At 61.3% G+C, this 13351-nt stretch carries 12 protein-coding genes; 3 read left to right on the top strand and 9 right to left on the bottom strand.

Annotated features, from left to right (window positions below):
- The first annotated feature begins 185 nt into the window (after positions 1-185).
- On the top strand, positions 186-2183 hold the full coding sequence (betT, locus tag IF199_RS27835) for a choline BCCT transporter BetT (protein ID WP_096817746.1): 1998 nt from the start codon (positions 186-188) through the stop codon (positions 2181-2183).
- Positions 2184-2271: 88 nt separating this feature from the next.
- On the opposite strand, the gene choV is transcribed toward betT, so the two are convergent.
- The 3 genes from choV to IF199_RS27820 form a co-directional block, all read right to left on the bottom strand.
- Entirely contained in the window at positions 2272-3450 is a 1179-nt protein-coding gene (gene choV / locus IF199_RS27830; protein ID WP_096817748.1) for a choline ABC transporter ATP-binding protein, read from the bottom strand.
- Positions 3447-4292, bottom strand: coding sequence for a choline ABC transporter permease subunit (gene choW / locus IF199_RS27825; protein ID WP_085709139.1), 846 nt, complete (start codon positions 4290-4292; stop codon positions 3447-3449). The genes choV and choW overlap by 4 nt, the downstream gene beginning before the upstream one ends.
- A 66-nt stretch (positions 4293-4358) precedes the next feature.
- Positions 4359-5306 carry a choline ABC transporter substrate-binding protein gene (locus tag IF199_RS27820; RefSeq protein WP_096817750.1) on the bottom strand — a complete coding sequence of 316 codons (948 nt, stop codon included), beginning with the start codon at positions 5304-5306 and terminating at the stop codon, positions 4359-4361.
- A 433-nt stretch (positions 5307-5739) separates the two neighbouring features.
- Between IF199_RS27820 and IF199_RS27815 the strand changes: the two genes are divergently transcribed.
- Both IF199_RS27815 and gbdR read left to right on the top strand, forming a co-directional pair.
- On the top strand, positions 5740-7116 hold the full coding sequence (locus IF199_RS27815; RefSeq protein ID WP_192559180.1) for an L-serine ammonia-lyase: 1377 nt from the start codon (positions 5740-5742) through the stop codon (positions 7114-7116).
- A 446-nt stretch (positions 7117-7562) separates the two neighbouring features.
- The gene (gbdR, locus tag IF199_RS27810; RefSeq protein WP_065260190.1) at positions 7563-8666 is read left to right on the top strand and encodes a choline metabolism transcriptional regulator GbdR; all 1104 of its coding nucleotides are present in this window, start codon (positions 7563-7565) and stop codon (positions 8664-8666) included.
- Here the strand turns inward: gbdR and aac(6') are convergent, their stop codons facing one another.
- The 6 genes from aac(6') to cdhC form a co-directional block, all read right to left on the bottom strand.
- On the bottom strand, positions 8667-9113 hold the full coding sequence (aac(6'), locus tag IF199_RS27805) for an aminoglycoside 6'-N-acetyltransferase (RefSeq protein WP_192559179.1): 447 nt from the start codon (positions 9111-9113) through the stop codon (positions 8667-8669).
- Positions 9114-9168: 55 nt separating this feature from the next.
- Entirely contained in the window at positions 9169-9429 is a 261-nt protein-coding gene (locus IF199_RS27800) for a hypothetical protein (RefSeq protein ID WP_096817966.1), read from the bottom strand.
- Positions 9430-9702: 273 nt separating this feature from the next.
- Positions 9703-10866, bottom strand: a complete 1164-nt coding sequence (locus tag IF199_RS27795) for a gamma-butyrobetaine dioxygenase (protein WP_192559178.1) — start codon at positions 10864-10866, stop codon at positions 9703-9705.
- Positions 10867-10890: 24 nt separating this feature from the next.
- Positions 10891-11367 (bottom strand): thioesterase family protein, encoded by a 477-nt coding sequence (locus tag IF199_RS27790; RefSeq protein WP_085709143.1) that lies wholly within the window; start codon positions 11365-11367, stop codon positions 10891-10893.
- Positions 11368-11424: 57 nt separating this feature from the next.
- The gene (locus IF199_RS27785; RefSeq protein WP_007959763.1) at positions 11425-12390 is read right to left on the bottom strand and encodes an L-carnitine dehydrogenase; all 966 of its coding nucleotides are present in this window, start codon (positions 12388-12390) and stop codon (positions 11425-11427) included.
- Positions 12391-12460: 70 nt separating this feature from the next.
- Positions 12461-13348: a 3-dehydrocarnitine:acetyl-CoA trimethylamine transferase CdhC gene (gene cdhC, locus IF199_RS27780; protein ID WP_064380223.1), complete on the bottom strand. Its 888-nt coding sequence runs from the start codon at positions 13346-13348 to the stop codon at positions 12461-12463.
- Positions 13349-13351 lie beyond the last annotated feature (3 nt).

The raw sequence follows: 13351 nt of genomic DNA, 5'->3' as shown, positions 1-13351 counted from the left end.
GCGGCCAGGTTTCGGATGAACGTCCAGACCTCGGCCACGACGGCGATTCGCGGTGCCATCTCTGCAGGTTCGGGCTTTTTTCGGGGTGTCTTTATATCACCCGCCGGTCGGCTGCCAACTAACCGATTGGTCGGGTTCCGTGTTGCCTTGTGTTCTTCTCTCGCACTGCCTGGAGCATTTGTGCCATGAGTTCTGCCTCGCTTATAAAGACCCCGCCCGAGAAGGTGACGGTCAACGGTTGGGTGTTCTACACCTCGACCGCGTTGATTCTGTTGTTGACCGCCATTCTGATCATCGCCCCGCAAGAGGCCGGCAGAATGCTGGGAGTGGCTCAGGCCTGGTTGTCCCGCAGCTTCGGCTGGTACTACATGGTGGTGATCGCCGCTTACCTGGTGTTTGTGGTGGGCCTGGCGTTCTCTTCCTACGGCAAACTCAAACTGGGTAGCAAGGACGACACCCCGGATTTCAGCTATGGCGCCTGGGCGGGGATGCTGTTCTCGTCGGGTATCGGTATTTCGCTGCTGTACTTCGGCGCCTCCGAGCCGCTGGATCACTACTTCAACCCACCGGAAGGTGCGTCCGCTACCAACCTGGCGGCGCGTCAGGCTGTTCAGCTGACTTTCCTGCACTGGGGCCTGCACGGCTGGGCGATCTACGCACTGGTCGGTCTGGCGGTTGCCTATTTCGCTTACCGTCATAACCAGCCGCTGGCACTGCGTTCGGCGCTGTACCCGCTGGTGGGCGAGCGTTGGGTCAAGGGCGCTGCCGGTCATGCGGTAGACGGCTTCGGCATGTTCGTGACCCTGCTGGGTCTGGTGACCAACCTGGGGATCGGCTCGCTGCAAGTGTCTTCGGGCCTGGAAAACCTGTTCGGCATGGAGCACAGCAACACCAACCTGCTGATCGTGATCATCGTGATGAGCACCGTGGCGACCATCGCTGCCGTGTCCGGCGTGGAAAACGGCATCCGTCGTCTGTCCAACCTCAACATCATTCTGTTCAGCGGCCTGCTGATTTTCGTGCTGCTGTTCGGCCCGACCCTGCACCTGCTCAACGGCTTCGTGCAGAACATCGGTGACTACCTCAACGGCGTGGTGCTGAAGACTTTCGACCTGTACGTCTATGAAGGCGACAGTGCCAAGTCCGACCGCTGGCTGGGCCTGTGGACTCTGTTCTACTGGGCATGGTGGATTTCCTGGGCCCCATTCGTCGGCATGTTCATCGCGCGGATTTCCCGTGGTCGTACCGTGCGTGAACTGGTGGCCGGTGTGCTGCTGATTCCGCTGGGCTTCACCCTGGCGTGGCTGTCGATCTTCGGTAACTCGGCACTGGACCTGGTGATGAACCACGGTGCGGTGGAGCTTGGCAAGACGGCGCTGGAACAGCCGTCGATGGCGATCTATCAGTTGCTTGAACACTACCCGGCGTCGAAAGTCGTCATCGGTGTGTCGATCTTTGTAGGTTTCGTACTGTTCCTGACCCCGGCCGACTCTGGCGCGGTAATGATGGCCAACCTTTCCTGCAAGGGCGGCACCGTCGACGAAGACGCACCGCACTGGCTGCGGATCTTCTGGTCGGTCGTGATCACCCTGGTGACCATCGGCCTGCTGTTCGCCGGTAACTTCGAAGCCATGCAGACCATGGTGGTGCTGGCCGGCCTGCCGTTCTCGGTGGTGCTGGTGTTCTTCATGTTCGGCTTGCACAAGGCCATGCGCCAGGACGTGCAGATCGAACAGGAGCAAGCGCAACTGGCTGAGCGCGGTCGTCGTGGTTTCAGCGAGCGCCTGACTCAACTGGACCTGCAACCGAGCCAGTCGGTGGTGCAACGCTTCATGGACAAACACGTTACTCCGGCGCTGGACGATGCGGCTGCCCAGCTGCGTACCCAAGGCCTGGAAGTGCAAACGCTGCTGGGTAAATCCAAGCGTTGCATGGGCGTGCGTGTCGAGATGGAAGAGGGCAACCCTTTTGTCTACGAAGTGAGCCTGGACGGCTATCTGGCGACCCCGACCGAATCGGCCCAGTCCGATGAAGCGCGCCAGCGTTACTACCGCGCCGAGGTGTACCTGCACAACGGCAGCCAGGATTACGACCTGATGGGCTTCACGCAGGATCAGATCACTCGCGATGTGCTCGATCAGTTTGAAAGCCATCGGCAGCTCCTTGGCCGGGTGTACAGCTAATAGCGATTGTTCATTCCCACGTCCTGCGTGGGAATGATGAAAACAAAAACGCCGCGATCCTCTCGCGGCGTTTTTGCATCTGTGCGCTTTACCCCAGGTTCTTGCCGAGTAGCGCGTGATACAGCTCGCTGTCCCCAAGAATCCCCACCACATGGTTGTTGTCGTGCAGCACCAGCTTGTTGCCGGTCTGGTAACGAATCTGCAACGCGTCACGCATGCCGATGTTCGAGTCCACCAGTGTCGGACGACGATCCAGGCCTTCCACGGCTTGCCCCGGTACCCAGTTCTGCAGGTCGAGTACCGAACCGTTCTTGCGTGCACCCTTGATGGTGTTGCCTTCAGCCAGGTCCAGCCACGAATCGCCGCCCGGATCGAGGCACACCGAACCGTTGATGCGTTTGCAGTTGTCCAGCGTGCGCATCAGGCTGCGACCGCAGAGCACGTTTAGCGGATTGGTGTGGGCAACGAAGGTGCGCACGTAATCGTCCGCAGGATTGAGCACGATCTCTTCCGGCACGCTGTACTGGATGATCCGGCCGTCTTTCATGATCGCGATGCGGCTACCCAGTTTCAGTGCCTCGTCGAGGTCGTGGCTCACGAACACGATGGTCTTGCTCAGCTTGCGTTGCAGTTCCAGCAATTCATCCTGCAGACCCTGACGGATCAGCGGGTCGAGGGCCGAGAACGGTTCGTCCATCAGCAGAATGTCGGCGTCCATCGCCAGCGCGCGGGCCAGGCCTACACGCTGCTGCATGCCGCCGGACAGCTCGTTGGGTTTCTTGTTGCGCCACTGGGTCAGGCCGACCAGCTCAAGCTTGTCGTCCACCAGTTTGCGCCGTTCTTTCTCGGGACGGCCCTGCATTTCCAGACCGAAGCTGATGTTCTCGCGCACCGTCAGCCAGGGCATCAGGGCGAACTTCTGGAACACCATCGCAATGCGCTTGGTGCGCATCATTTTCAGTTCGGCCGGGGTGCAGGAGGCGATGTCGATCTGCTTGCCTTCGTGCTCGACGAACAGCTTGCCGCGGCTCACGGTGTTGAGGCCGTTGATGCAGCGCAACAGGCTGGATTTGCCGGAGCCGGACAGGCCCATCAGTACGCAGATTTCACCTTTCTCGATATCCAGGCTGGCTTTTTCAACGCCGACAATCTGCCCGGTCTTTTTCAGGATCTCGTTACGGGTCATGCCCTGATCCAGCAGCTTGAGCGCCTCGCGTGGATCCTTGGCGAAGATAACGTCAACGTTATCGAAGCGAATAATGCTCATGCGTCACCCCCTACTTTTGCGTCGGGTTGTTTGCAGATACGGTCGAGCATGATCGCCAGCAGTACGATCGCCAGGCCCGCTTCGAAGCCCAGGGCGATATCAGCAGTGTTCAGTGCGTTGACCACCGGTTTGCCGAGTCCGTCGGCGCCCACCAGTGCCGCGATCACCACCATCGACAGCGACAGCATGATGCACTGGGTGATGCCGGCCGCGATGCTTGGCATGGCGTGGGGCAGTTCGATCCGTGAAAGCAGTTGGCGACGCGAGCAGCCGAAGGCCTTGCCGGCGTCCATCAGTTCTTCCGGGACATCGCGGATGCCCAGGTAGGTCAGGCGGATCGGCGCAGCGATGGCGAACACCACCGTGGAGATCAGGCCCGGAACCACGCCCAGCCCGAAGAGGGTCAGGGTAGGAATGAGGTAAACGAAGGTCGGTACGGTCTGCATCAGATCGAGCACCGGCCTCATCAAAGTGTAGAACATCGGTTTATGCGCAGCGACGATGCCCAGCGGCACGCCGATGACCACGCAGACCAGGGTCGCGAACATGACCTGGGCGAGGGTTTCCATGGTTTCCTGCCAGTACCCCAGATTGAGGATCAGCAGAAAGGAGGCGATCACGAAGGCGGTGAGGCCCCATTTGCGTTGAATGAAGTGCGCGAGCAGAGCGATGAGGCCGATCAACACCAGCGGGTTGAACCAGGTCAGCGCAAACGTCACGCCGTGGATCATCGTTTCCAGGGTCACGGCGATTGCGTCGAAGGTGCTGGCGCCGTGTTGCGTCAACCATTCAACGAAGCCCGCGATGTACTGGCCTAAAGGGATTTTCTGATCAATCAGCATGGTAGTGAACGTCCGCATGCAAGGAAATAAACAGCCCGGACGGCCGGAGCCGTCCGGCATAAGCGATTACTGATTCAACTTGGCTTTCACGGCCTCCAGGCCAGGTTTACCGTCAATGGTGGTCACGCCAGCGAGCCAGGTATCGAGCACCTGTGGATTCTTTTTCAGCCAGGCCTTGGCGGCCGCGTCAGGCTTCATCTTGTCGTCCAGGATGTTGCCCATCAGGGTGCTTTCCATGTCGACGGTGAACTCCAGATTCTTCAGCAACTGACCGACGTTGCTGCATTCTTCGACGTAGCCCTTGCGGGTGTTGGTCGCGACGGTGGCTGCACCGAAATCCGGGCCGAAGAAGTCGTCGCCGCCGGTCAGGTATTGAATCTTGAAGCGCTTGTTCATCGGGTGCGGCGCCCAGCCGAGGAAAACCACGGCGGTGTCGCGTTTCTGCGCGCGGTCGACCTGCGAGAGCATGCCCGCTTCGGACGATTCGACGACTTTGAAACCCGCGGCTTTCAGGCCGAAGGCATCCTTGTCGATCATGCTCTGGATCAGACGGTTGCCGTCGTTGCCAGGTTCGATGCCATAGATCTTGCCGTCGAGTTCTTTCTTGAATTTGGCGATGTCGGCGAAGTCATGCAGGCCCTTGTCGTACAGCGCCTGCGGTACGGCGAGGGTGTATTTGGCGCCCTTGAGGTTGGTGCGCACGACTTCCACGGTGCCTGCATCACGGTAGGCCTTGATGTCGTTTTCCATGGTCGGCATCCAGTTGCCGAGGAACACGTCCATGTTCTTGCCGTCGGCCAGTGACTTGTAGGTCACGGGCACGGAGATCATGGTGGTCTTGGTCTTGTAGCCGAGGGCGTCGAGCACCACGCTGGTGGTCGCGGTTGTTGCGGTGATGTCGGTCCAGCCGACATCGGAGAAGTTAACGGTACTGCACTGCGCCGGTTCTGCGGCTTGAGCCAGTAACGGCAGACTCAGCATGGCGGCCAACAACAACGACGGGGAACCTTTCATGGATGGACTCCTTGGTGTTTTTTTTGGCAGTGTTCCGACTGGACCACCGCACTTATAGGTTGCGGTTGGATGGCGTTCTGGAGACAGCTCTACCACGGCGCCTTGCAATCGAGTCGATACGATCATGTACCAGTGAAAATCTGACGCCTACAGGGTGCGTCGTATCCAGTACAGGGATGGTCGCATCCAGTGTCGGTGACGTCGTTTACAGCTTTTTTCAGCCCCGTTTGGCCATCTGAACCGCATAAAAACGGCGAAAACACGGGCGAAAACCGGCACGGCGTTAGTGGGCATGAGTGCGTCGGTGTCAGACGCCGAGCGACCCGGGAAAAGCCTGATGATGCGGGCATTCCGGCGGATCGCAGCTTGAGCGTAGCAGCTCCGCCAGCGGGCGCTTCACGGCCCGGACGGCACTCTCAGGAGCTCTGCATCAATGGCTATCAGCGTTTTCGACCTGTTCAAAATCGGCATCGGCCCGTCCAGTTCCCACACTGTCGGGCCAATGCGCGCCGCGGCGCTGTTCGTCGAGTCTCTGCGCGACAAATTCCTGCTGGAGCAAGTGCGGCGGATCGAAGTGCAGTTGTTCGGTTCGCTGTCGGCCACGGGTGTCGGTCACGGCAGCGACAACGCCGTGATCATGGGCCTGATGGGCGAGTGGCCGGACGCGATCGATCCGTCGCAGATCGGCCCGCGGATCCAGGCCCTGCGCGAAACTCACACCCTATTACTGGATGGTCGTTTGTCGGTGCCCTTTATATGGGCCCGCGACATGCGCCTGATCGACGAAAACCTGCCGTTCCATCCCAACGCCATGACCCTGGTTGCCGAAGGCGATCACGGCGAGATTCATCGCGACACCTACTATTCGGTCGGCGGCGGTTTTGTCGTCGATGAGGCGCAGGCGTCCAGCGGTGTGGTGGATCTGGATCGCACCGAATTGCCGTATGACTTCTCCAGCGCCGCCGAGCTGCTGGAGTTGTGCAAGCAGAACAACCTGCGCGTGGCTGAGTTGATGATGGCCAACGAGAAAGTCTGGCGCAGCGAAGAGGAAATCCGCGCCGGGCTGATGAAGCTCTGGCGGGCGATGCAGGATTGCGTCGAGCAGGGCCTCAAGCACGAAGGCATCCTGCCTGGCGGCCTGAACGTGCGCCGGCGTGCGGCCAAGTTGCACCGCAGCCTTCAGGAATTGAACAAGCCCAATGTGATTGGCTCGACCCTCAGCGCCATGGAGTGGGTCAACCTGTTCGCCCTGGCGGTGAACGAAGAAAACGCGGCCGGCGGGCGCATGGTCACGGCACCGACCAACGGCGCGGCCGGGATCATTCCGGCGGTGCTGCACTACTTCATGAAATTCAGCGAGGCGGTGACCGACGCCAACGTGGTCGACTATTTCCTCGGGGCAGCGGCGGTGGGGATTCTGTGCAAGAAGAACGCCTCGATCTCCGGCGCGGAAGTTGGCTGTCAGGGTGAGGTCGGTTCGGCCTGCGCAATGGCGGCGGCAGGGCTGGCGGAAATCCTTGGCGCAAGCCCGGAGCAATTGTGCAACGCGGCGGAAATCGGCCTGGAGCACAACCTCGGTCTGACCTGCGACCCGGTGGGCGGTCTTGTCCAGGTGCCGTGCATCGAGCGCAACGCGATTGCGGCGGTGAAAGCAATCAACGCGGCACAGATGGCCCTGCGCGGCGATGGTCAGCACTTTATTTCGCTGGACCGGGTGATCCGAACCATGCGCGATACCGGCGCCGACATGCATGACAAATATAAAGAGACATCGCGGGGCGGGTTGGCGGTCAGCGCGGTTGAATGCTGATTCCTCTGAGAACACCAGACCAGTCAAAACTGCGCACCAAGCGAGCATCGGCAATAAAACGCGCCACCTTTTGGCGCGTCGCAATCAGATAAGAGTCTTTCCCACCTCCAGCGCGTGATTGATGCTGGCGACCGTCCGTCACCCGTGCCTGCGGTGACACTGTCCGACAATCGCGCCCGGCCCTGTTCCCACAAGTGCTACCGATTTGCTCACGCGCTTCGGGGCAGGGCTTTCACCGCCGCTGATGGCACTTCGAACTACCTTTCGTCGGACGGCTTGTATAGACGCGTCGCGACGTCGTTTTCAGGAGTTATTGAACGCACATTCAATTTCAGGCATGGCAATTGCTCTGTCATAACAAAGCCCCGTCTCACGCAAGAGAACGATGGCAATAACAAGAGCCTCCGCCTGAGGCCATCACCCGCTTTGTGTGAGGAGATACCGCGATGACGTCGTTCAACTCCGGGGCTCAACCCCAGAACCGTGCGCCTCAATCCATCGGCTTTCTGCTGCTGGACAATTTCACGCTGATTTCCCTGGCTTCCGCAGTCGAACCGCTGCGCATGGCCAACCAGCTGTCCGGTCGCGAGCTGTATCGCTGGACCACCCTCACCGTCGACGGTGGCCAGGTCTGGGCCAGTGACGGTCTGCAGATCACTCCCGACGCCTCCATGCACAAAGCCCCGGCCCTCGACACCATCATCGTGTGCGGCGGGATCGGCATTCAACGCACTGTTACCCGTGAACACGTCTCGTGGCTGCAAAGCCAGGCGCGCCAGTCCCGCCGCCTCGGTGCCGTGTGCACCGGCAGTTGGGCCCTGGCCTGCGCCGGCCTGCTCGACGGCTTCGATTGCAGCGTGCACTGGGAATGTCTGGCGGCGATGCAGGAAGCGTTTCCTCGCGTTGCGATGAGCACCCGTCTGTTCACCCTCGACCGCAACCGTTTCACCAGCTCCGGCGGCACTGCGCCGCTGGACATGATGCTGCACCTGATCAGCCGCGATCACGGCCGTGAACTGTCCGCCGCGATCTCGGAAATGTTCGTCTACGAGCGTATCCGTAACGAGCAGGATCACCAGCGTGTGCCGCTCAAGCACATGCTCGGCACCAACCAGCCGAAACTGCAGGAAATCGTTGCGCTGATGGAAGCCAACCTGGAAGAGCCGATCGACCTCGACGAACTGGCGGTGTACGTCGCCGTGTCCCGTCGCCAGCTCGAGCGCCTGTTCCAGAAATACCTGCACTGCTCGCCGTCGCGCTACTACCTCAAGCTGCGCCTGATCCGTGCCCGGCAATTGCTCAAGCAGACGCCGATGTCGATCATCGAAGTGGCGTCGGTCTGCGGGTTTGTGTCGACGCCGCACTTCTCCAAGTGCTACCGCGAATACTTCGGCATTCCGCCGCGTGACGAGCGCGTCGGTTCCAACACCACCCAGCAGGTGGCGATGCTACCGCTGCCGCAGGCCATCGTGATGTCGCCGCTGTCCGGGCCGATGTCGGCGCTGAGCCAGGCGCGCAACGAGTCGACCTTTGCCAGCGTGCGCCTCTGATCAGAGCGCGCGTTTGAAGTACACGACGCGCTCGGTTTCCTCGAAGCCGAGCGCCTTGTGCGTCGCTTGACTAGTCAGGTTGTCGACACCGGTGTCGGAAGCCATTTCCACGCAGCCGTTTTCTCGTCCCCACTGCGCAACGTGCTCGATCAACCGGGCGGCCACGCCATGGCGGCGCTGTTCTGGCACCACGTAGATGCCTTCCAGATACACCACCGGCGAGCTGTCGGTGCCGTTGACGTAATCGGTGCGCAATGAGGCTTCGGCGAGGCCGACGGGATGGTTCTGCGTGTCGTAGGCGATGAAGTTGATATAGCGCTGCGGCGCTTTCAGTTGCTGCTCGATTTCATCGCGATGTTCGTGTTCCGAAGCATCGGGCCAGAGGGCCTGGCGCAGGGGCAGCCAGCCCGATTGCTCGCTGGACTGGCAGGTCTGGATAAGGGACATCGGCGTTCGCTCGTGGTGGTCATCAAGGCCACCACTCTAGCAAACGCCCGGGATGTCAGGCGCGGGTCTGCTGGTACTGCGCCAGGGCCGGCAGCAACTGCTTGTCGATGGCCTCACGCACGGTCGGCTGAATACTCGCGCTGCTGGTGTACATCTGCTTGACCATGGTGCGCAACGTATTGGCCCGCACATCGTCCAGGCCCCGCACGGCGCACTCACAGGCCTGCTGGGCAGACGAGCCCGACGGTACTTCGAATCCCAACGACTTGAGTTGGCCCAACAGGTCTTCCTGATCGATCAAATCGGCATACATCATGACGCGAATCCTTCTTCGGCAACGGAGGTCGTGGCTCGATTCTGGTAGGCCTGCCCAGGCACGGCAAGGGCGATTTGTCGCAGTGTCCACATTGGCTATGAGCATGTCGTTTTCGGCTAACTTGCCGTATCGGGGAGTGGGCACACTGAACCCAGCTCGCTTCACGAAGGTTTGGTCACCCTCGGCACGGCAGCTCCTCAACAGTACCCTCGCCCCGATCCTGTCACGGCTTGCATCGGGGCTTTTTTTGCCTGCGAATAACGATGACGCGGTCTAGCGTTGTAACACCAGAATCCGTGACAACAACTCATCCCGATCGATGTAGCAGCCCTGGAAATGCCGGGCTCCGGTGGTCGGGTCGAAGGCGTTGCGCGCATGCAGGGTGCGGCGGTTGTCGAAGCACCACAACTCGCCCGGATTGAGCCGCTGCATCAGCCGGAAGCGCGGCTCGCGAGTCATGGCGATGAAGCGTCGATACGCGCGATACAGCAGGGGCATTTGCTCGACTGAGGTGTCGAACGCGCCGCGCAGAAAGTTGGCCATGCGGATTTCCGCAACCCGGCCCAAGGCATCCAGGGCGATGATCGGGGCGAGGCAGCGATAGTCGCTGTGGCGATCCTTGTTGCGAAACTCCACCGGGATTTCGCACAGCGCCTTGAACGACGCGGGATCTTCCTGACGCAAGGCTTCGGCAATCGCAAAACCGTCGACGAAAATACTCTCGCCACCCTCGGCGTCGTTCACCAGACAATGCAGAAATTGCAGCCCCGGTTGCAGCTCGCGAGTCGGCAGGTCGGTGTGCAACGGCAGGTTGAAAGCGGTGTAGGCATTGCTGTCGGCATCGGCCTTGGATTGCACGTTGAACAGTACGCCGAAATTGCTCTCGCGGATGAACGAAATGCGCTGGGCGATCAGCTTCAGCGAACCGGGTTCGGTGGGCACGCCGCGCACCTGGGTCAGGCCGATGTCGCGCACGGCCAGCAACCATTGCAGCAGCGCGGCGTTGTCGTTCATCAGGGCTGAATAGTCGAACACCGGCAACTGCAAGTCGCTGCGCCAGAGAAAGGCTTTCGGTTTGGCGGCCAGGCGTTCGGCGCGGGTCTCGTCGTCATAGGCGTGGGCCCGCAACCAACCCGCATCGAAGCGGCTGAAATGGCCGTCCTGCCAGTCGATGCGCAGGCAGCCATTGGTGTCGATATGGGCGGCGGAGGGCGATAGATCCTGCGCCGCATCGACGATCTCGAACACCTGCTCGCGGGTAACGCTGTAGACGCACTGCGGACACGGGCAGTTGTCCCGCAGCCACACATGGTGGAACGGGCTGACGCGCCCGTCGGCCCATTCGATCAGGACGCGATCCGCCAGGTTCTGCACGCCGTTCAGCGCGCTGATCAACGGATAAGTACGGAAATCGGCAACTGCGGCGGCGGTTTGCATGGCGGCTCCTTGCGTTGGATGGATTTACCGGGCTGGCGGCAATGCGATGACCCGGCCGATGTAAGCCGGAGCGGGCAGGTCGGCCTGTTCGGCGACGATGGCTTGCAGGCGGCTCAGGGTGTCCGGGGTAAACGGAGCCGAACGCGGCCCGGCGAGGTCGACGTGCAGCAGCATCTGTTCGTTGCCGGCCAGTTCCTTGTCACCGCCGGCCAGGTGCAGGCTGTGATAGAGGTGCAGGCGTTTCTGGTCGTGACCGATGATCTGTGTGCGCACTTCGACCTCGGCATCGAGCTTCACTTCGTGCAGATAGTTGAGGTGCAGTTCGAGGGTGAACAGCGAGTTACCGCTGGCCTCGCGGTTGTTGCTGTCCATACCGAGGCGGTCCATCAGGGCGTCGGTGGCGTAGCTGAAGATCAGCAGATAGAAGGCGTCGCGCAGGTGGCCGTTGTAATCGACCCAGTCGGGGATGATTCTGGTTTGGTAGGTGGTGAGGGTGGGCATACTTATCTCCAGGCACGTTCGTACCCACGCTTTGCGTGGGTACGATCAATCAACACATCACTCGCTGAAACTCATCCCGTGCTTCTCTTTGGTGGTCTTCACCGCCTCAAGCACCGCCAGCAGGCAATCATCACGATAGCGCTCCAGCGCCGAAATACTGTGTCGCCCCAGTTGATCGCTGGTGCCATCCACCACGTCGTCGATCAACTTGTCGGTCAGTTCCGGTGCCGGCAGATAGGTCCACGGCAACTGCAACGCCGGGCCGAACTGCGACATGAAGTGACGCATGCCCGCATCGCCACCGGCCAGGGTGTAGGTCAAAAACGTACCCATGAACGACCAGCGCAGACCGGCACCAAAGCGGATCGCATCATCGATTTCACCGGTGGTCGCCACACCGTCGTTGACCAGGTGCAGCGCCTCGCGCCACAGCGCTTCGAGCAGGCGGTCGGCGATGAACCCCGGCACTTCCTTGCGCACATGCAGCGGGCGCATGCCGAGGGATTCGTAGACTTTCATCGCCGCTTGAACCGCTTCCGGCGCGGTGTTCTTGCCGCCGACCACTTCAACCAGCGGCAGCAGGTAAACCGGGTTAAACGGGTGACCGACCACGCAACGTTCCGGGTGGGTCGAGCTCTCGTAGAACTCGCTCGGCAACAGGCCCGAGGTGCTGGAGCCGATCAGGGCATTGGGCTTGGCCGCCGCGCTGATCTTGCTGTGCAGTTCCAGTTTCAGTTCGAGGCGTTCCGGGGCGCTTTCCTGGATGAAATCCGCATCGCGTACGCACTCTTCAATGGTCGCGACAAACCGCAAACGATCCTGCGAAGCACCCGGTGCCAGACCGTTTTTCTCCAGCGCGCCCCAGGCATTGGCCACGCGTTTGCGCAGCGCTGCTTCGGCACCCGGCGCCGGGTCCCAGGCCACCACGTCGAGGCCATGGGCGAGGGCGCGGGCGACCCAGCCGCTGCCGATGACGCCGCTGCCCAGTGCTGCGAAGGTTTTGATTTCGGTGATAAAGCTCATGGTCACTTCCTGGAATGAGGCAAAAAAACGGTGGGCGCCAATGGCCCGCCCACCGGGGGAAAGGGTGGCTTCAGCCGCGCTGGGTCAGGCCCATTTTCTTGCGACCTTCAGCCGGGGTCAGCACGCGAGCACCGAGGCGGCTGAGGATTTCGGTGGCGCGTTCGACCAGTTGGCCGTTGGTCGCCAGCACGCCTTTGTCCAGCCACAGGTTGTCTTCCAGACCGACCCGCACGTTGCCGCCGAGCAGCACCGCTTGCGCCGCCATCGGCATTTGCATCCGGCCGATGCCGAAGCCGGCCCACACCGCGTCAGCGGGCAGGTTGTCGACCATGGCTTTCATGGTGGTGGTATCGGCCGGCGCCCCCCACGGGATGCCCAGGCACAGCTGGAACAGCGGGTTGTCGAGCAGGCCTTCCTTGATCATCTGTTTGGCGAACCACAGGTGACCGGTGTCGAAAATCTCAAGCTCCGCCTTCACGCCCAGCTCGGTGATGCGCTTGGCTCCGGCGCGCAGTTGCGCCGGGGTGGAGACGTAAATGGTGTCGCCGTCGCCGAAGTTCAGGGTGCCGCAATCCAGGGTGCAGATTTCCGGCAGCAGCTCCTCGACGTGGGCCAGACGGGTCAGCGGGCCGACCAGATCGGTGTTCGGGCCGAACTCCATCGGGTTCTCGCCCGGGCCGATTTCCAGGTCGCCGCCCATGCCGGCGGTGAGGTTGACGATGATGTCGACGTCGGCTTCGCGGATGCGCTCCATGACTTCGCGGTACAGCGCCACGTCACGGCTGAACTTGCCGGTCTGCGGGTCGCGGACATGGCAATGCACGACGGTGGCGCCGGCCTTGGCCGCTTCCACAGCGGCTGCGGCGATCTGTTTTGGAGTGACCGGCACGTGAGGGCTCTTGGCGGTCGTGTCGCCAGCACCGGTGAGTGCGCAGGTGATGATGACGTCGTGGTTCATGGT

It is taken from the genome of Pseudomonas allokribbensis, assembly GCF_014863605.1.
Taxonomy (GTDB): Bacteria; Pseudomonadota; Gammaproteobacteria; order Pseudomonadales; family Pseudomonadaceae; genus Aquipseudomonas; species Aquipseudomonas allokribbensis.
The sequence above is the reverse complement of the archived record's forward strand: the minus strand, read 5'-3'. Positions and strand labels throughout refer to the sequence as shown.

Coding starts and splice junctions, on each gene's coding strand:
- betT (WP_096817746.1), top strand. CDS start 186: ATGAGTTCTGCCTCGCTTATAAAGACCCCGCCCGAGAAGGTGACGGTC.
- choV (WP_096817748.1), bottom strand. CDS start 3,450: ATGAGCATTATTCGCTTCGATAACGTTGACGTTATCTTCGCCAAGGAT.
- choW (WP_085709139.1), bottom strand. CDS start 4,292: ATGCTGATTGATCAGAAAATCCCTTTAGGCCAGTACATCGCGGGCTTC.
- IF199_RS27820 (WP_096817750.1), bottom strand. CDS start 5,306: ATGAAAGGTTCCCCGTCGTTGTTGTTGGCCGCCATGCTGAGTCTGCCG.
- IF199_RS27815 (WP_192559180.1), top strand. CDS start 5,740: ATGGCTATCAGCGTTTTCGACCTGTTCAAAATCGGCATCGGCCCGTCC.
- gbdR (WP_065260190.1), top strand. CDS start 7,563: ATGACGTCGTTCAACTCCGGGGCTCAACCCCAGAACCGTGCGCCTCAA.
- IF199_RS27800 (WP_096817966.1), bottom strand. CDS start 9,429: ATGATGTATGCCGATTTGATCGATCAGGAAGACCTGTTGGGCCAACTC.
- IF199_RS27795 (WP_192559178.1), bottom strand. CDS start 10,866: ATGCAAACCGCCGCCGCAGTTGCCGATTTCCGTACTTATCCGTTGATC.
- IF199_RS27790 (WP_085709143.1), bottom strand. CDS start 11,367: ATGCCCACCCTCACCACCTACCAAACCAGAATCATCCCCGACTGGGTC.
- IF199_RS27785 (WP_007959763.1), bottom strand. CDS start 12,390: ATGAGCTTTATCACCGAAATCAAAACCTTCGCAGCACTGGGCAGCGGC.
- cdhC (WP_064380223.1), bottom strand. CDS start 13,348: ATGAACCACGACGTCATCATCACCTGCGCACTCACCGGTGCTGGCGAC.